The following is a 17,659-nucleotide window of genomic DNA, read 5'->3' on the forward strand; positions in this document are numbered from 1 at the left end:
GCCCCCATCCGATCCGAACACGCATAGACGCATCAGCGACAGAGGCCCGAGTATGGACATCCGCGCCGCCGAGATCTCCGCGATCCTGAAAGAGCAGATCAAGAACTTCGGCGAGGAAGCCGAGGTCTCCGAGGTCGGGCAGGTCCTGTCCGTCGGCGACGGCATCGCCCGCGCCTACGGCCTCGACAACGTCCAGGCCGGCGAGATGGTCGAGTTCGAGTCGGGCGTGCGCGGCATGGCCCTGAACCTCGAGCAGGACAACGTCGGCATCGTGATCTTCGGCTCCGACCGCGAGATCAAGGAAGGCCAGACCGTCAAGCGGACTGGCGCCATCGTGGACGTGCCGGTGGGCAAGGGCCTGCTCGGCCGCGTGGTCGACGCCCTCGGTAACCCGATCGACGGCAAGGGCCCGATCGTCTCCACCGAGCGTCGCCGCGTCGACGTGAAGGCTCCGGGCATCATCCCGCGCAAGTCGGTGCACGAGCCGATGGCCACGGGCCTGAAGGCGATCGACGCCCTGATCCCGGTGGGCCGCGGCCAGCGCGAGCTGATCATCGGCGACCGCCAGACCGGCAAGACCGCCATCGCCTTGGACACGATCCTGAACCAGAAGCCCGGCCATGCCGCCGGCGGCGACGAGAAGGCCAAGCTCTTCTGCATCTACGTCGCCATCGGCCAGAAGCGCTCGACGGTGGCCCAGTTCGTGAAGGTGCTGGAGGACCAAGGTGCCCTGGAATACTCCATCGTCATCGCGGCCACGGCGTCCGACGCGGCCCCGATGCAGTTCATCGCGCCGTTCGCCGGCTGCGCCATGGGCGAATACTTCCGCGACAACGGCATGCACGCCGTGATCGTGTATGACGATCTCTCCAAACAGGCCGTGGCCTACCGCCAGATGTCGCTGCTGCTCCGCCGCCCGCCGGGCCGCGAGGCCTATCCGGGCGACGTGTTCTACCTCCACAGCCGCCTGCTGGAGCGCGCCGCCAAGATGGGCGACGCCGCCGGCAACGGCTCGCTGACCGCGCTGCCGGTCATCGAGACCCAGGCCAACGACGTGTCGGCCTACATCCCGACCAACGTGATCTCGATCACCGACGGTCAGATCTTCCTCGAGACCGACCTGTTCTACCAGGGCATCCGCCCGGCGGTGAACGTGGGCCTCTCGGTGTCGCGGGTGGGCTCCTCGGCCCAGACCAAGGCGATGAAGAAGGTCGCCGGCAAGATCAAGGGCGAGCTCGCGCAGTACCGCGAGATGGCCGCCTTCGCGCAGTTCGGCTCCGATCTCGACGCCTCCACCCAGGCGCTCCTGAACCGCGGCTCGCGGCTCACCGAGCTCCTGAAGCAGCCGCAGTTCTCGCCGCTGAAGATGGAAGAGCAGGTCGCGGTGATCTACGCCGGCGTGAACGGCTATCTGGACAAGATGCCGGTCAGCAAGGTCCGCCCGTTCGAGGACGCGCTGCTCAGCACGCTCCGCTCGAAGCACAAGGACCTGCTCGACTCCATCGCCGCCTCCAAGGACCTGTCGGACGAGAACGCCGGCAAGCTGAAGAGCGTCGTCGAGAGCGTCGCCAAGTCGATCGGCTGATGTGAGGCCCCTCCCCGCGGGGAGGGATCTTGGGTGGTGCAGGGGGATTGCGATCCGCGCTGCACCGCCCGAATTTCCGGCTCCTTCCCGCCGAGGGAAGGAGAGGCCCATAGAACGGACCTGGACCTCACCCGATGGCGAGTTTGAAGGACCTGCGCAACCGCATCACCTCGGTGAAGGCGACGCAGAAGATCACCAAGGCCATGCAGATGGTCGCCGCCGCCAAGCTGCGCCGTGCGCAGATGGCCGCCGAGGCGGGCCGTCCCTATGCCGAGAAGATGTCGGCCGTGCTCGGCAATCTCGCAGGTAATCTCGTCGGCGGCGTCGGCGCCCCGCGGCTCCTGTCCGGGACCGGGTCCGAGCAGACACACCTGCTCGTCGTGTGCACGGGCGACCGCGGCCTCGCCGGCGCCTTCAACTCGTCGATCGTCCGCCTCGCGGTGCGCGAATACGCGCAGAAGCTCGCCGCCGAGGGCAAGACCGTCAAGATCATGACGGTCGGCAAGAAGGGCCTCGACGCGCTGCGGCGGCAGTACCGCGACCAGATCGTCGAGAGCATGGACATCCGTGGCAACCGCCCGGTGGATTACGAGTTCGCGGCCGGGATCGCCGACAAGATCCTGACCCGCTTCGAGAACGGCGAGTTCGACGTCGCGACCCTGTTCTACTCCGAGTTCCGCTCGGTCATCTCGCAGATCCCGACCGCGCAGCGCCTGATCCCCGCGGAGCTGCCCGCGGTCGACACGACCGCGAAGGCTGCGGCCGGCAACGCCGCGCTGGAGTTCGAGCCCTCCGAGGAGGCGATCCTCGAGACGCTGCTGCCGAAGAACCTGACGGTGCAGATCTACCGGGCGCTCCTGGAGAACGCCGCCTCCGAGCAGGGCGCGCGCATGAGCGCCATGGATTCGGCCACCCGCAACGCGGGCGAGATGATCAAGAAGCAGACGCTGATCTACAACCGGACGCGTCAGGCCATGATCACCAAGGAACTCATCGAGATCATCTCGGGTGCGGAAGCCCTCTGAGGCTCCGCCACCTGAACGCACAGCTTGAAGGGTAGGTTAACGATGGCGAACACCGCACTCCCCGGCGCCGGCTCCAACAAGGTCGGCAAGATCACCCAGGTTATCGGCCCCGTGGTCGACGTGCAGTTCGAGGGCCACCTGCCCGAGATCCTGAACGCCCTCGAGACCAAGAACAACGGCGCCCGCCTCGTCCTCGAGGTCGCCCAGCAGCTCGGCGAGCACACTGTCCGCTGCATCGCTATGGACACGTCCGAGGGCCTGACCCGCGGCCAGGAATGCACGGACACCGGCGAGCCGATCAAGGTTCCGGTGGGCATGAACACGCTCGGCCGCATCATGAACGTCATCGGCGAGCCGATCGACGAGGCCGGTCCGGTCCAGGCCGACACCTACCGCGCCATCCACCAGCCGGCCCCCTCCTATGCCGAGCAGTCGACCGAGGCGCAGATCCTCGTCACCGGCATCAAGGTGGTGGACCTGCTCGCCCCCTACGCGAAGGGCGGCAAGATCGGCCTGTTCGGCGGCGCTGGCGTCGGCAAGACCGTGCTGATCATGGAGCTGATCAACAACATCGCCAAGGTGCACTCGGGCTACTCGGTGTTCGCCGGCGTGGGTGAGCGCACCCGCGAGGGCAACGATCTCTATCACGAGATGATCGAGTCCAAGGTGAACGTGGACCCGAAGGAGCATGGCTCCGCCGAGGGCTCCAAATGCGCCCTGGTCTATGGCCAGATGAACGAGTCGCCCGGCGCCCGGTCGCGCGTCGCCCTGACCGGCCTGACCATCGCCGAGCAGTTCCGCGACGACGGCCAGGACGTGCTGTTCTTCGTCGACAACATCTTCCGCTTCACGCAGGCGGGCTCCGAGGTGTCGGCGCTTCTCGGCCGCATCCCGTCGGCGGTGGGCTACCAGCCGACGCTGGCCACCGACATGGGCGCCCTGCAGGAGCGCATCACCACCACGACCAAGGGCTCGATCACCTCGGTGCAGGCCATCTACGTGCCGGCCGATGATCTGACCGACCCGGCGCCCGCCGCCTCGTTCGCCCACCTCGACGCCACGACCGTGCTGTCGCGCTCGATCGCCGAGAAGGGCATCTATCCGGCGGTGGATCCGCTGGACTCGACCTCGCGCATGCTGTCGCCGACCATCCTCGGTGAGGAGCACTATGACGTCGCCCGCCGGGTGCAGCAGACCCTGCAGCGCTACAAGGCCCTCCAGGACATCATCGCGATCCTAGGCATGGACGAGCTGTCCGAAGAGGACAAGCTGACCGTGGCCCGCGCCCGCAAGATCGAGCGCTTCTTCTCGCAGCCCTTCTCGGTGGCCGAGGTGTTCACCGGCTCGCCGGGCAAGCAGGTCGCCCTCGAGGACACCATCAAGGGCTTCAAGGGCCTTGTGAACGGCGACTACGACGACCTCCCGGAGGCGGCCTTCTACATGGTCGGCACCATTGAGGAGGCCCAGGAGAAGGCCAAGAAGATGAAGGCCGCGTAAGACGACGCCCTCCCCTCCCCCTCGCGGGGAGGGATCGGGGGTGGGGATGGTGCAGGCGAAGCCGCTGCGCTCCATCCTGAACCACCCCCACCTCCAACTCCTCCCCGCACGGGGAGGAGAGCTTGTTGCGGATCCGGGATCGTCCTGAGATGGCCACCTTCCACTTCGATTTCGTCGGCCCCGAGCGGACGCTGTATTCCGGCGAGGTGAGCGCCGTGCAGTTGCCCGGCGTCGAGGGCGAGATGACGGTGCTGCCGGGCCACGCGCCCGTGCTGACCTCCCTGCGGGTCGGCGTCATCGTGGTCACCGAGAGCCAGGGCAGCGGCAAGCGGATCTACGTTCGCGGCGGCTTCGCCGATATCGGCCCGACGGCCGTGACCGTGCTCGCCGAGCGTGCTGCGCCGATCGAGGAGCTGACGCACGAATCCCTCGACCGCGACATCGAGGCCATCGAGATGCAGCGTGACGCCACCGAGGACCTGCAGAAGCGCGAGGAGCTGAACGGCCAGATCGTCCAGCTCCAGGAGACCAAGGCGCTTCTGAAGCTCTGAGCCTCGTTCAGCGGGCGCCCTCCAGCGCCCGCGCCAGGAGGTCGGCCCGCGCCTCGGCATCCGTCGGGCAGCCCAACTCCAGCCAGACTTTCCGCGCCGTGGCCAGCCCACGCCCGATCGCGGGACCCGGCGCCACGCCGGCCGCGACCAGATCCGCCCCCGCCAGGGGAAAGGCCGGCGACGCCCCCTCCCCCTTGAGGGTTTCAAAGGCGCTGATCGCCGTCTCTGTTACGGCAGGCCTCGGCTCCCCGGCCAGGATCGCCAGCATGTCTGCCAGCCGCGACAGGCCGTGCCCGGCCGCAAGCGCCCGCGCCGCGACCCCATCCAGCACCGCACGTCCGTGGAGATCGGCCAGCGCTTCCACGTAGCCGATGAGCTGTCCGTGCTCGCTCTTCGAGAGACGCAGCCGCTCGCGCAGCCGATCCGCGTCGTGCCGAGCCCCGACCGAGAGGGCTGCGAGGCGCATCACCGGAGACAATCCCGCAGCGGCGGCGCGCTCCAGCCGCCCGAGTTCACCGACGCCGCCGGTGATCCGCTGCAGCAGGCCGGTCGCGCTCAGCGTCGCCACCATGGCCGGACCGCCGGAGGCCGCCAGCAGCTTCAGGAACTCCGCGCGCACGCGCTCGCGGGAGAGCCGGTCCAGACTGTCCCGCGCGGCCACACAGGCGGCGAGCGCCGCCGCATCGGGCGCCCCGGCGCCGAAACGCGCCTGAAACCGGAAGAAGCGCAGGATCCGCAGGGCGTCCTCGCGAATGCGGGTCGCCGGATCGCCGATGAAGCGCACCCGCCCGGCTTCGAGATCGGGCAGGCCGCCCACTGGATCGTGCGGCGTTCCGTCCGCACCGAGCGAGAGCGCGTTGATCGTGAAGTCCCGGCGCTCGGCATCGCGGAGGAAGTCCGTGCCGAAGCGGACGACGGCGTACCGTCCGTCGGTCTCGACGTCCTCGCGCAGGGTTGTGACCTCGATCGGCCCGTCTTCGGTCACCAGGGTGATCGTCCCGTGCTCGATCCCGGTCGGCACCGCCTTGAGGCCGCGCGTCCGCTGCGCCGCATGCATCACCGCCTCGGGCAGCAGGGTGGTCGCCATATCGATGTCGGCGGTCTGCACGCCGAGCAGCGCGTCGCGTACGCAGCCGCCGATCAGGCGGGTCTCGGCACCGGGGGCATCCAGGGCCGCGAGCACGCGGCGCACGCCCGGGCGGTCGAGCAGGGCCATGAGACCGGCTTGGTCGAGCGCGCGGTTCACCGGAATCCACCGGGCACGAGGCGGCCGTTCTCCATGTGGGTGGGTACGTAGCCCGCCGGGCGACGCTCGGAGAACAACCCCTCGTAGACGAGCGTGCCGATCACCACCGCCAGCCCGGCCAGGACGAGGCGGAACAGGTGCGGGTCCCAGTGCACCCGGCGCAGAGGGTTGCGGCCGGACAGCAGCAGGTAGACCAGGAAGAGGGCGAAGGGGACGAGGAAGAGGCCAAACTCTTCGAGGACGCGGCGCAGCATGCCTGGCAGCCTATCGCGCCGGGCGACCGACGTCGCCCGACTCCGTTTCCGGATAGAGCCGTTCCCGGAGATTGTTCAGGATCCCGGCGGTGACACCCCAGATCAGCCGCTCGCCGTAGGTCAAGGCATAGAACCAGCGCTCGCGGCCCTGCCAGGCGCGGGAGCGCAGGCGATAGCGTTCCGGATCCATGAGAATCGGGAATGGCACCTCGAAGACATCGGCCACTTCGGCAGGGTTCGGCGTCAGGGTTACCTCGGAATCGACCAAGCCGATCACCGGGGTCACCAGGAATCCGGTGCCCGAGAGGTACGGGTCGAGATAGCCGAGCAGCCGCACGGCCGCGGGCAGCAGCCCGATCTCCTCGAAGGCCTCCCGCAGGGCCGCATCCGCGGGGCCGGGATCGGTGGGATCGATCTTGCCCCCCGGCAGCGCGACCTGTCCGGAATGGTCGCGCAGGTTGGCCGCCCGCATGGTGAGGATGAGGCTCGGACCGTCCGCGCGGCGCACGACCGGGACGAGGACTGCGGCCCGGCGATGGGGCGGCGGCGGCATCACGGCCGTGCCATCCGGATCGAGGCTGTGGTCGCCGCGGGGATTGGAGGTCGGATCGTCCGGTCCCGGCGGATCCGGCGACAGGCCAACCGCAGCGCGGGCGAGAAACTCGGCGAGCGGGTCGCTCACGCGGCGGCGACCGGTGCAATGGTGTGGAAGGTGCCGCCGGCCCACAGGCCGAGCCAGGGCCTCCCGTCGACGAGGCGTTCCTCGGCGAGATCCACGAGGTCGTAGGTGAGCGCCCGGGTCACGAGCGCCCACAGCCCGCGGCGGACATGGAGGTAGGGCTTCAGGGCCCCGTCCGGCCCCTCCTCGAAGCGCAGGGCGTGTCCTGCGTCGACGCTCACCAAATCGTCAACATTGGTGCGGAAGGAGAGGCGCCGGTCCGCTCCCGTGCCGTCGACGGCCATCTCGACGGCCACGAAGGCCGCATCCTCGACGGTGATCCCGACGCTTTCCACCGGCGTGACCAGGACAGTCCGGCCATCCGGCTCGCGCCGCAGGATACTGGCGAACAGCTTGACCAGCTTGTCCCGCCGGATCGGCGAACCGTTGTGGTGCCATGTCCCATCGGCGGCGATGCGGATGTCGATGGCGCCGCAATAGGGCGGGTCCCAGCGTTCCACGGGCGGCAGGCCGCGCTTGGGAAGGTCCCCGAGGGCCGCGCTGAGGCGGCTCAAGGTCGGGTCGGGGGCGGGATCCACGCTCATACCCATGACAGATAGCGTGCCGGTGCGCCGTCAGCCATGGCCGGCCGAAGGATCCAGCCGGATCCGGTCCCGATCGCAGGGCCGCGCTATCGGCCCGACGCACGCATGCGCGAAGGCCGGATCACCGATCCGCGCCCTCCTCCTGGGGCCCCGGCGGGGATGCCTCGACGGAGGGCTTCTGGGATCACACGCGGGCTGTTCGTTCGAGGCCCACTGCCGCGGGCACCCCAGCGAGAGGGCGTGGGCGGTGGGTCGCTGCCGCGGAGGAGCGCTGCGGGGCGCGACCGAATCCTCAGGCCGGCCCTGCACCCTGCGTGTTCACCGTCAGCGCGTAGAGCGACTGGCTGGCCGCCATGAACAGGCGGTTGCGCTTCGGGCCGCCGAAGGTGAGGTTCCCGCACACCTCCGGCAGGCGGATCCGTCCGATGAGCTTGCCCTTCGGCGACCAGACGGTGACGCCGTTGTAGCCCACGGCCCGGCCGGCATTGCTCGAGACCCAGAGATTGCCGTCGACATCGGCACGCAGGCCGTCGGGGCCGCATTTCACGCCGTCCACGATGCAATCCGAGAACAGGCGCTTGTTCGAGAGTGCGGCCCTGCCTCCGACATCGAAGGCGTAGATCTCGCCCTTGCCGCCAGGCCCCGTATCCCCCGGCCCCTTCCCCGTGGAGCAGACGTAGAGCGTCCGGTGATCGGGCGAGAAGCACAAGCCGTTCGGATCGGGCACCTCATCGTCGGTGATCACCCGGTCGATCCGCCCCGACGGGTCGATGCGGTAGACCGCGTTGGGCAGCACTCGCCGCCGGGGCGCTGTCCCGGCCGGCTGGCCGAGCCGCGGGTCGAGATGGCCCTGCGGATTGCTCGGGCCGCCCGCCGCGTCCGGCAGTCCCTCGTAGAGCAGCGCGCCGTAGGGCGGATCGGTGAACCAGTAGGCGCCGTCCGGATGCTGGACCACATCGTTGGGCGAGTTGAGCGGCTTGCCGTCGAACGCATCGGCCAGGATCGTCGCCGCCCCGTCGAGTTCGTAGCGCACGACCCGACCGGTGGCGTGCTCGCAGCTGATCTGCCGCCCCTGATGATCGAAGCTGTTGCCGTTCGCGTTGTTGCTTGGCATCCGGAAGACGGAGACGTGCCCGTCTTCCTCCAGCCAGCGCATCTGCCGGTTGTTGGGGATATCGCTCCAGACGAGGTAGCGGCCGACGGCGTTCCAGGCCGGCCCCTCCGCCCAGAGGGCGCCGGTCCAGAGCCGGCGGATGGCGCTGTTCGGCACGATGTAGGGTTCGAAGGCCGGGTCGACCGCGACGACGTCCGGATCGGTGAAGTAGGTGGTGGGGGCCGCGCCGGGCCGGAAGTCGCGCGGCGGATTGGTCACCGTGCTGGGCGGCTCAGGTTGCGCCTCCGCTCCGTCGGGCGTTGCGGCGAAGGCCGCCAACCCCGCGAGGATCGCGCGTCGAGAGGGTCGAGCCGGACCGCGCTTCGCCTCGACGCCGGATGTATCGGTCTGCGACGATCGCATGCGATCCTCCATTGCGCACCCGGTCGGAACGCCGCGACGCGCGGCGGCAAGCTAGGACAGATGTCCTGAGATGGTCAATCCGGGCGGCGGCGCAGGATCTTCCACACGCCGTCCGCCGAGGCCAGGAGGCGCGTGTCGTCGCGGACGTCGCCACGCATGAACACGAGGGAGCCGGTGCGCTTGACCACCTGCGGCCGGATCTCGATCCAGTCGCCGAGGCGGCCGACATCGATGAACTTCATCTCCAGCTGGATCGTCACGCAATTGGCGCCGCCCGCGGCCTGCATCGCGGTCTCGCCCAGCGCGCGGTCGGCGAAGCTCATGAGCATGCCGCCATGGACCACGCCGATCAGGTTGGCGTGCTTCTGCTCGGCCCGAAACGCGTAGGCGCCGTCGGTGCCGCGGACATGAGACGGACATGGGCGATGAAGCCCTTGTCCTCCACCAGCGCCCAGCCGGCGGCTGCGGGGTCGAAAGCGGTCGTGTCCGTGGTCATCGCGTCCGATCCGTTGGTGTCGATGCGGAGGAAGGGCGTTGCGGCCGTCAGGTTCCGCGCGGCTTGGCCCGGCGCGTCGGCGCCTCGCTGAGCGGATCCTCCGGCCAGGGATGGCGCGGATAGCGGCCGCGCATCTCGGACCGCACCGCCGCCCAGGATCCGCGCCAGAACCCGGGCAGATCGCGGGTGATCTGGATCGGCCGCTGGGCCGGCGACAGCAGGTGCAGGACGAGCGGGCGTCCACCGGCGCGGGGATGCCGGTCGAGGCCGAAGAGCTCCTGGACCCGGACGGCCAGGGCCGGTTCCTCGGCCGTGTAATCCACCGGGATGCGCGAGCCGGTCGGGACCTCCACGTGGGTCGGCGCCTCCGCGTCCAGCCGGGCGCGCAGCGCCCAGGGCACCAGGCTCTGGAGGGCGCCGGCGAGATCGTCCGCGGTGACCGACGCGAGGGTGGCGCGCCCCACGAGGGACGGCGCCAGCCACGTCTCCGCGGTTCCGGCCAGCACCGCGTCCGACAGGTCCGGCCAGGTGTCGCCCTCGGCGGCGTGGAGGAAAATCACCCGGGCGCGCCATTGCGCCAGGGCCGGCGTCCACGGCAGTCGCTCGATCCCGAGATCGGCGATGCCCCGCGCCAGGATCTCGGCGCTCTCCGGATCGGACGGCACCGGCAGCGGCCGTGACCCGAGACTGACCGCGCCGAGTCGCCGGACCGCCCGCGCCCGCAGGGCGGCGGCCTGCGGGTCGAAGGCAATCTCGGTGCGCGACTCGATCCGGTCGGCGAAGAGGCGCTCGATCGCCTCGGCCCCGATCGCCGCCGCAGCCAGGATCCGGGCGCTCGCGGCCGATCCCGCCAGATCGGCGATCACCAGATGGGTTTCGCGGGCGAGCGGGCTCGCCGGGTCGAGGCGACCGGCCCGTCCGCTCGCCATCACGAACTCGCCGTCGCGGCCGCGCGCCCGGGCCACCCGGTCGGGATAGGCGAGCGCCAGGAGCGGGCCGGCGGCGACCGGGCCGGCATCCGGGAGCGCGGAATTGCCTGCCCCGGCGATCCGGACCCAGCCGTCGGCGAGCCGGCGCATGTCGGCGGCGCGTCCGCCGCGGTCGCGGCGGAACCGCTCGACCCGCTCGTCGAGGTCGAGGCTGTCCCCCCCGAGGCCGCGCTCCACCAGCACGGCGGCGAGGTCGGCGGCGGCCCGTGCGTGGCCGTTTCCGGCCGCGACCGTCACCATACGGGCGAGCCGCGGCGGCAGCGGCAGGGCTCGCAGGCGCGCGCCGACCGGCGTCAGGCGCCCGTCGGCATCGAGCGCCCCCAGTTCGGTCAGCAGGGCGCTGGCCTCCGTCAGGGCCGGCGCGGGGGGCGGGTCGAGGAAGGCGAGCGTGCCCGGATCGGTCACGCCCCAGGCGGCGCAGTCGAGGAGCAGCCCGGCGAGGTCGGCGGACAGGATCTCCGGCCGCGTGAACGGTTCGAGGGCGTTGGTGCCGGCCTCGGACCATAGGCGCCAGCACAGGCCCGGCTCGGTGCGGCCGGCGCGGCCGCGGCGTTGGTCCACCGAGGCGCGGGAGGCACGGGCCGTGACAAGACGGGTCAGGCCCAGACCCGGCTCGTAGACCGGAACCCGAGCCAGTCCCGAATCGACCACGATCCGGACGCCCTCAATGGTCAGCGAGGTCTCGGCGATACTGGTCGCGAGAACGACCTTCCGGGTTCCGGCGGCCGCCGGGGCGACGGCGCGGTCCTGCTCGGCGGGTGTCAGCGCCCCGTAGAGGGGCGCGAGCTGCACGTCCGGTCCGACCTTCTCGGCCAGCAGGTCGACGGTCCGGCGGATCTCCGCCTGTCCGGGCAGGAACACCAGGATCGAACCGGGATCCGCCCGCAGGGCCCTCAGCGTCACCTCGGCGATCGAATCCTCGATCCGCCGATTCGGATCGCGCTCCGCGTATCGGGTCTCCACCGGAAAGGCGCGGCCCTCGGAGGCGACCACGGGCGCGTCGTCCAGCAGCCGCGCGACCCGGGCGCCGTCGAGGGTCGCCGACATGACGAGGATCCGCAGATCCTCCCGAAGCCCGCCCTGCGCGTCGAGCGCCAACGCGAGGCCCAGGTCGGCGTCCAGGGAGCGCTCGTGGAACTCGTCGAACAGGACCGCGCCGATCCCGCAGAGTTCCGGATCGTCCAGGATCATGCGGGTGAAGACGCCCTCGGTGACGACCTCGATCCGCGTCCGCGCCGAGATCTTCGAGCCGAGGCGGACCCGAAGGCCGACGGTCCCGCCGACCGGCTCGCCGAGCGTCTGCGCCATGCGGGCGGCCGCTGCCCGGGCGGCGAGGCGGCGCGGCTCGAGCAGGATGATCCTGCGCCCGTCGAGCCAGGGCGCCCCCAGCAGGTCCAGGGGCACGCGGGTTGTCTTGCCGGCTCCGGGAGGGGCTACCAGGACGGCGGCATTCCGCGCGGCGAGCGCGCGACGCAGATCGGGGAGCGCCGCCTCGATCGGCAGCATGGATGCGGAGCCGGCCATCGCGGCCGCTGATGGCGCGGCGCGGCGTCGAGCGCAACCGGCTTGGCCGGTCCGTGACGCCGCGCGGGTTTCGACACGGTCTTCGCCGTGCGGACCCTGGCATATGGACGGCGCTGCCGCGATCGTGCGGCCTGACGGCACAACACCCAGAATGAGAGAACCGATGAACCCCTTCCGCCGCGCGCTGACGCTCGCCGCCTTCTCCCTGGCCCTGCCGCTGGCGACGGCCGCCGCGCAGGCGCAGGACCGGCTGCCGACCATCCCGCCGAAGGACTACAGCCCCGAGCAGAAGCAGGCTGCCGAGGCCTTCGCGCAGGCCCGGGGCAAGCCGCCCTTCGGGCCGTTCGAGCCGCTCATGTATTCCCCGGAGGTGATGACGCTGGCCCGGTCGATGGGCGACTACCTGCGCTTCAAGCCGAAGATCGGCACCACGCTCTCGGAACTGGTGATCCTGATGACCGCCCGCCGCTGGACGCAGGATTACGAATGGTACGTCCACGCGCCGATCGCCGAGAAGGCCGGTATTGCCCCCGAGATCATCGCGGCGATCCGCGACGGCCGCCGGCCTGCGAAGATGAGCGACGACGAGACCATCGTCTACGACTTCACCGCGGAACTGCAGGACACCAAGCGCGTCTCCGACGCGACCTTCGCGCGGGCCGAGGCCCGGTTCGGCAAGCCCGGTGTCGTCGATCTGGCGGCGATCTCGGGCTACTACACGTTCCTGGCCATGGAGCTGAACGCGGCGCGCTATGCGATTCCCGCGGACGGCAAGCCCCTGCCGCGCCTGCCCGAGTGAGCCGGCTTATCCACAGCCCGTCAGCTGGGAAATTGGTGTTTTCCACAGGGTTCGGAGGGCGTTGCGCGAACGGCCGGGGCGACGTTGACGGAACGTTAACCCTTATGGCTTGTTCTCTTTTCGTTCCCGGACGCAACGAAGGAGAACCCGATGCTGACCCAGGTCCTGGCCCAGCGCGATGATCACGTGTGCCCCGTCGAGGCGATCAGCACTGCGTATCTCGGCTTTGCCGGCGGCGATGCCGGCATCGCCCTGCGTTGCGCGATCGCCGACGCTCTGTCCGACCTGATGGAGGCCGAGCGGCGCACCCGTGAGCGCAGCCGCCTGATCTCCCGCGGGTACATCCGGACCGCCCCCGATCCGGAGGGCGCGCCGACAAGCTGAACAGTTGCTGCAGGGCGGCTTCAGCTTCGGTGCAGCGCGGGTTTGGCACTGTCTCTCTCGTGATCCGGGACGCCGCAGGTGGTCCCCGGTTTTCTGGAGACAGGTCATGACACGCATCGCTCTGCTCTCGGCCGCCGCGCTGATCGGCGCGGGCTCCCTGGCCTCCACGACCGCCGAAGCCCGCGGCGGCGGTGCCATCGCGGCGGGCATCATCGGCGGCCTCGCGGCCGGCGCGCTGATCGGCGCCGCAACCCAGGCCCATGCGGCGCCCGGTTACGGCTATGGCTATGCCGATTACGGCTACGCCCCCGCCCCGGTGGCGGTACGGCCGGCCCCGGTCTACCGCGTCTACGAGGAGGATGCGCCGGTCTACGCTACACGCCGGACCGTGACGTACGAGCGGGTTCCTGTCGGCTACGGCCCCGCCCGCCACTGGCACGGTGACTGGGATGGCGGCTACGGTTATCGCGGCTGGTGAGTTTTAGTGAGCCCAGGGGCGCTCCGGGTGCCGTGACGGCGCCCGGGCGCGTGGCTTAAGACGGCGGCGGCATCGGGCCGATTCGGCCTCCGACACTCAACCGACGCTTCCATGCTGATCCACGAAGGCGAGACGCGCAGCCCGGCGGCCGACAGGGCGCTCGCCCTGTCGCTCGCGGGGGTGGCCGGCGCGCTGAACACCGCCGGGTTCTACGCCGTCGGCCTCTACGCCTCGAACATGACCGGGAACGTCTCGGCGATCTCCGACCGCACAGGCACGGGCGATCTCGTCCTCGCCGCGCAGGCCTGCCTGCTCGTGGTCCTGTTCGTGCTCGGGGCAACGACCTCGACCTTGATGATCCGGCGCCGCCGCCGGAAGGCCGGTCCCGGCGCATATGCCTACAGCGTCTGCGCGGAGGCGCTCCTCCTCGTCGCCGTGGGCCTGCTCGTCCTGCCGCTTGCCGAGCCGGTCCGGAGCCACACCCTTGTCCTCGGCCTGAGCTTCATCCTGGGCCTGCAGAATGCGGCGGTGACCAAGATCTCCGAGGCGCGGGTGCGGACCACGCACGTGACCGGCATGATCACCGATATCGGGATCGAGCTCGCGCGTTGGCTGGACCGCGATGCATCCGCGTCCGATCGGCTGAAACCGCATGATCCGGTGCGGCTGCGGCTGTATCTGTTGACCGTCGGCGCCTTCCTGGGCGGCGGCTTGGTGGGTGTGGTCGCGTATCGGCTCGTCGGCGTGGCGCTGCTGTTCGCGGCGGCCGCGGTCCTGGCCTGCCTCGCCCTGCCCGCCCTCAGGCGCTGATATCGAGAAGCTGGCCCATCATGCGGTCGGCGGTGCGCGCGACCGCGGCATTGAGCGCGAAGGCCGATTTGGACCCGACCAGATCCGCGGCGGCACTCGTGAGATCCACCTGGGCGGCGGGCGGCAGAGCCGTGTCGCCGACCGGGGCACCGCTCGCCGCGATGGTCTCGGCCGCCTTCCCGAGCCGGTCGGTGGCCCGGGTCATGCCGGTCGTGGCGGTCTGAAGGGCGTCGATCATGTCGGAATCTCCCCGCGGGCGATCCTGGCAGGGAGACGACAAGAGCCGGTTTCGGTGATCGCTCAAATGCGACCGATCCCGGCCGACCCGCGCCGCAGCCGTCTCAACCCCGCGGCGCACACACGGTGACCGGGGAGGCCCCGCCATAGGGCCGCTCCGCTTCGGCGATCTGCTTCGCGGCGGCCTCGCAGGCCTGCTTGCTATTGAACTCGACCGATCCGATCGCGGAGCCCGAGCCGGCCAGCATGATGATGAGCACGTAGACCACGCCATTCTCCTCCGGCGCCCCGGTCCGACGGGCGGTGCGCGGGCTGGGTTTCACGGGGCTGCGAACCGGTTGCGACCGCACGGACGGGCGCGTCGCGATGGCGGGGTGGTGCGGACGGCGGGACTCGAACCCGCACGGCCTTGCGGCCGCAAGATTTTAAGTCTCGTGCGTCTACCGGTTCCGCCACGTCCGCATGCGCTCTCGGTAGCGGGGGCGGCGGGCCCGATCAAGCGGGGGGCGTCCAGCCGTAGAGCCAGGCGTAGCGGTCGCGCATGCCGTCCGGGCCGAGCCGGGCGATCACGGCGTTGCGCACGAGCGCCACCACGCCGCCGGCATGATAGGTGCGGCCGTTGCTCCGTGCCGCCTTCTGGACGCGTCGCACCCGGGCGGTCCGCGCGCCCGAGAACGCGGCGAGCGCCGCCGGCACATCCGTATGGTCCGCGAGGGCACGGGTCAGGACTGCGGAATCCTCGATCGCCAGGGCCGCCCCCTGCGCGAGGTAGGGCAGGACCGGATGGGCCGCGTCGCCGATCAGCGCGACCCGGTCGCGCGCGAGCGGACGCGCCACGGCCCGGTCGGCGAGCGACCAGACCAGCCAGGAATCCGGAAGGCTCAGAAGGTCGCGCAGCGGCCCGGCACAGCCGCGCAGATGCCCGCGCAGGACGGCCGGCTCCCCGAGGCGGCCCCAGCCCTCGTCGCTCACCGCCTCGGGAACGACCGCCACGACGTTGAGGAACTGGCCGTCCCGCACCGGGTAATGCACCACGTGCCGGCCGCGGCCGAGCCAGAGACCGGTCGCGGCGCCGCGCAACTCCTCCGGTACCGCCTCCATGGGGATCAGCGCCCGCCACGCTGCGGCCTGGCCCGGGCGAAGCGGCGCCGTATCGAGATGGGCGCGCAGGCGCGACCGAATCCCGTCCGCACCGATCGCGAGGTCGAAGGCGACATCCTGGGCACCGCTCGCGCCCTCGACGGTGAGGGCGGCCTCGGACGGTGTCTGGGCGACGGCCGTCACGGTGCGGCCCATCATCAGTCGGATCGCCGAACGACTGCGCAGCGCGTCGAGGAGCAGGGTCTGCAGGTCTGCGCGGTGGATGACGTAGTAGGGCGCGCCGAAGCGCGCCTGCGCCTGCGCGCCGAGCGCCACGCTGCCGATGCGGCGGCCGCTGTCGAGGGCCCGGATCTCCACCGACGGCGGCTCGCTCGCCGCCCGGCGCAGGGCGGCCGAGAGACCGAGGCCGGCCAGAACCCGGCTTGCATTGGGCGAGATCTGAATCCCGGCCCCGACCTCGCTGAAGCCGGTCCGGCGCTCGATTACCGTCACGGCATGGCCGGCATCCGACAGCGCCAAAGCCGCCGTCAGCCCGCCGATCCCGGCACCGACGATCCCGATCCGCAGAGATGGCCTGTCAGAGGGCACGGGGGGCGGCGCCTACTCCGCCGCGAGCTTGGCGTCGTCCCGCCACACGCAGGCCTGCGGCTCCGCCTCGTCGGCCTTCAGGCCGGCCCGGTAGCGATAGAGCGTCGAGCAGTACTGGCAGATGATCTCGTTGTCGGCGCCCATGTCGAGGAACACGTGCGGGTGGTCGAACGGCGGCAGCGCGCCGATGCACATGAACTCCTTCACGCCCACGGTGATCACCGGCACGCCCGGCTCGTTGTGGAAGTGCGGTACCGCCTTGCCTGCCATCCGGCCCTCGCCTGCCCCGTGACCGATCGCGCGGCGAATCTGCCCGCGCGCGCCCGGGCGCCTCGCGGCCGCTTATGCCGCCAGCCCCGCAGCCGGCGCAAGCCTCGCTCCTCCTGCATCGGACGCGGCTTGGCCTCCAGCGCGCCGCACCGTACATAGAGCGACGCCCGATTGACGACGCCGCGAAAAAGTCCCGACCATGCAGCAGGAACAGGCCAGTGCGCAGGGTGCGCGCCGCGCCCCGGAACCGCCGATTCACGGTCCCGAGGGCTTCGAGGGCATGCGCCGGGCCGGGCGCCTCACCGCCGAGGCCCTCGACCTGCTCATGGAGGCGACGCAGCCCGGCGTCACCACCGAGGAACTCGACAAGCTCGCCTACACCTTCGCCATGGATCACGGCGCCTATCCGGCCTCGCTGCTCTATCGCGGCTATCCGAAGTCGATCTGCACCTCGATCAACCACGTGGTCTGCCACGGAATCCCCAACGACAAGCCCCTGCGCGAGGGCGATATCGTCAACCTCGACATCTGCCTGATCCTCGACGGCTGGCACGGTGATTCGAGCCGCATGGCCTATGTCGGCGAGGTGCCGCGCAAGGCCCAGCGCCTGTGCGAGATCACCTACGAGGCGCTGATGCGCGGCGTCGCGGCGGTGAAGCCCGGCGGCTCGACCAACGACATCGGCCGGGCGATCCAATCCTTTGCCGAGAGCGAGCGCTGCTCGGTGGTGCGCGACTTCTGCGGACACGGGCTCGGACGCACCTATCACGACGCGCCCACGATCCTGCACTACGTCGAGGCGAGCTACGACGTGCCGTTCAAGCCCGGCCAGTTCTTCACGATCGAGCCGATGATCAATCTCGGGCGCCCCGCCGTGAAGGTGCTGGGCGACGGCTGGACCGCCGTGACCCGCGACCGTTCGCTCTCCGCCCAGTTCGAGCACACCGTCGGCGTCACCGAGACCGGCGTCGAGATCTTTACGATCTCGCCGAAGGGGCTGCACCAGCCCGTCAACCCGGCGGCCTGACCGGCCGTGGCGCCGGGGC

General features: G+C 70.6%; 19 protein-coding genes, 1 tRNA gene and 1 pseudogene. 9 read left to right on the plus strand and 12 right to left on the minus strand.

The window, feature by feature from the left end; all coding sequences use genetic code 11:
- The first annotated feature begins 52 nt into the window (after positions 1-52).
- The 4 genes from atpA (at position 53) to GGQ91_RS11270 (ending at position 4,658) form a co-directional block, all read left to right on the plus strand.
- Positions 53-1,585, plus strand: coding sequence for a F0F1 ATP synthase subunit alpha (gene atpA, locus GGQ91_RS11255; protein WP_043383323.1), 1,533 nt, complete (start codon positions 53-55; stop codon positions 1,583-1,585).
- A gap of 134 nt (positions 1,586-1,719) precedes the next feature.
- The gene (locus GGQ91_RS11260; protein WP_043351709.1) at positions 1,720-2,610 is read left to right on the plus strand and encodes a F0F1 ATP synthase subunit gamma; all 891 of its coding nucleotides are present in this window, start codon (positions 1,720-1,722) and stop codon (positions 2,608-2,610) included.
- Positions 2,611-2,652: 42 nt separating this feature from the next.
- On the plus strand, positions 2,653-4,107 hold the full coding sequence (gene atpD, locus GGQ91_RS11265; RefSeq protein WP_043383320.1) for a F0F1 ATP synthase subunit beta: 1,455 nt from the start codon (positions 2,653-2,655) through the stop codon (positions 4,105-4,107).
- 149 nt (positions 4,108-4,256) lie between these two features.
- On the plus strand, positions 4,257-4,658 hold the full coding sequence (locus GGQ91_RS11270; RefSeq protein WP_043383318.1) for a F0F1 ATP synthase subunit epsilon: 402 nt from the start codon (positions 4,257-4,259) through the stop codon (positions 4,656-4,658).
- Between the two features lie 7 nt (positions 4,659-4,665).
- Here GGQ91_RS11270 and GGQ91_RS11275 read toward each other — a convergent pair whose 3' ends face one another.
- The 7 genes and pseudogenes from GGQ91_RS11275 to hrpB all read right to left on the minus strand — a co-directional run bounded on the left by GGQ91_RS11275 (position 4,666) and on the right by hrpB (position 11,946).
- On the minus strand, positions 4,666-5,904 hold the full coding sequence (locus tag GGQ91_RS11275) for a tRNA nucleotidyltransferase/poly(A) polymerase-related protein (RefSeq protein ID WP_182591967.1): 1,239 nt from the start codon (positions 5,902-5,904) through the stop codon (positions 4,666-4,668).
- Complete coding sequence (locus GGQ91_RS11280; RefSeq protein WP_043755696.1) at positions 5,901-6,158, minus strand: DUF6111 family protein; 258 nt, start codon at positions 6,156-6,158, stop codon at positions 5,901-5,903. Before GGQ91_RS11280 ends, GGQ91_RS11275 begins: the two co-directional genes overlap by 4 nt.
- Before the next feature lie 10 nt (positions 6,159-6,168).
- The gene (locus tag GGQ91_RS11285; protein WP_182591968.1) at positions 6,169-6,840 is read right to left on the minus strand and encodes a CoA pyrophosphatase; all 672 of its coding nucleotides are present in this window, start codon (positions 6,838-6,840) and stop codon (positions 6,169-6,171) included.
- The gene (locus GGQ91_RS11290; RefSeq protein ID WP_182592136.1) at positions 6,837-7,421 is read right to left on the minus strand and encodes a DUF1285 domain-containing protein; all 585 of its coding nucleotides are present in this window, start codon (positions 7,419-7,421) and stop codon (positions 6,837-6,839) included. The genes GGQ91_RS11285 and GGQ91_RS11290 overlap by 4 nt, the downstream gene beginning before the upstream one ends.
- Before the next feature lie 292 nt (positions 7,422-7,713).
- Complete coding sequence (locus GGQ91_RS11295) at positions 7,714-8,937, minus strand: SMP-30/gluconolactonase/LRE family protein (protein ID WP_182591969.1); 1,224 nt, start codon at positions 8,935-8,937, stop codon at positions 7,714-7,716.
- Between the two features lie 74 nt (positions 8,938-9,011).
- A pseudogene (locus GGQ91_RS11300) lies at positions 9,012-9,433 on the minus strand (PaaI family thioesterase).
- A gap of 47 nt (positions 9,434-9,480) precedes the next feature.
- A complete protein-coding gene (hrpB, locus tag GGQ91_RS11305) occupies positions 9,481-11,946 on the minus strand; it encodes an ATP-dependent helicase HrpB (protein ID WP_182591970.1) in 2,466 nt (821 codons plus the stop codon).
- Positions 11,947-12,109: 163 nt separating this feature from the next.
- On the opposite strand from hrpB, the gene GGQ91_RS11310 reads away from it, so the two are divergent.
- The 4 genes from GGQ91_RS11310 (at position 12,110) to GGQ91_RS11325 (ending at position 14,417) form a co-directional block, all read left to right on the plus strand.
- Positions 12,110-12,745, plus strand: coding sequence for a carboxymuconolactone decarboxylase family protein (locus GGQ91_RS11310; protein ID WP_053610001.1), 636 nt, complete (start codon positions 12,110-12,112; stop codon positions 12,743-12,745).
- 150 nt (positions 12,746-12,895) lie between these two features.
- Positions 12,896-13,129, plus strand: coding sequence for a hypothetical protein (locus GGQ91_RS11315; protein WP_043383304.1), 234 nt, complete (start codon positions 12,896-12,898; stop codon positions 13,127-13,129).
- 106 nt (positions 13,130-13,235) lie between these two features.
- Positions 13,236-13,607, plus strand: a complete 372-nt coding sequence (locus GGQ91_RS11320; protein WP_043755691.1) for a hypothetical protein — start codon at positions 13,236-13,238, stop codon at positions 13,605-13,607.
- A gap of 111 nt (positions 13,608-13,718) precedes the next feature.
- Positions 13,719-14,417, plus strand: coding sequence for a YoaK family protein (locus GGQ91_RS11325; RefSeq protein WP_182591971.1), 699 nt, complete (start codon positions 13,719-13,721; stop codon positions 14,415-14,417).
- Here GGQ91_RS11325 and GGQ91_RS11330 read toward each other — a convergent pair.
- From GGQ91_RS11330 to GGQ91_RS11350, 5 genes are all read right to left on the minus strand, one after another.
- Entirely contained in the window at positions 14,407-14,655 is a 249-nt protein-coding gene (locus GGQ91_RS11330; RefSeq protein ID WP_043755687.1) for a hypothetical protein, read from the minus strand. The two genes, GGQ91_RS11325 and GGQ91_RS11330, sit on opposite strands and share 11 nt — an antisense overlap.
- 103 nt (positions 14,656-14,758) lie before the next feature.
- On the minus strand, positions 14,759-14,923 hold the full coding sequence (locus GGQ91_RS11335) for a hypothetical protein (RefSeq protein WP_170861835.1): 165 nt from the start codon (positions 14,921-14,923) through the stop codon (positions 14,759-14,761).
- A 106-nt stretch (positions 14,924-15,029) separates the two neighbouring features.
- Positions 15,030-15,116: transfer RNA gene (locus GGQ91_RS11340), tRNA-Leu, on the minus strand.
- A gap of 33 nt (positions 15,117-15,149) precedes the next feature.
- Positions 15,150-16,343, minus strand: a complete 1,194-nt coding sequence (locus GGQ91_RS11345; RefSeq protein WP_182591972.1) for an FAD-dependent monooxygenase — start codon at positions 16,341-16,343, stop codon at positions 15,150-15,152.
- Positions 16,344-16,355: 12 nt separating this feature from the next.
- The gene (locus GGQ91_RS11350) at positions 16,356-16,613 is read right to left on the minus strand and encodes a zinc-finger domain-containing protein (RefSeq protein WP_043356067.1); all 258 of its coding nucleotides are present in this window, start codon (positions 16,611-16,613) and stop codon (positions 16,356-16,358) included.
- Between the two features lie 199 nt (positions 16,614-16,812).
- Between GGQ91_RS11350 and map the strand changes: the two genes are divergently transcribed.
- Positions 16,813-17,640 carry a type I methionyl aminopeptidase gene (map, locus tag GGQ91_RS11355; protein WP_043383292.1) on the plus strand — a complete coding sequence of 276 codons (828 nt, stop codon included), beginning with the start codon at positions 16,813-16,815 and terminating at the stop codon, positions 17,638-17,640.
- The last annotated feature ends 19 nt before the right edge of the window (positions 17,641-17,659 follow it).

Origin of the sequence: Methylobacterium fujisawaense (genome assembly GCF_014138435.1) — a bacterium.
In the GTDB taxonomy this organism is placed as follows: Bacteria; Pseudomonadota; Alphaproteobacteria; order Rhizobiales; family Beijerinckiaceae; genus Methylobacterium; species Methylobacterium fujisawaense.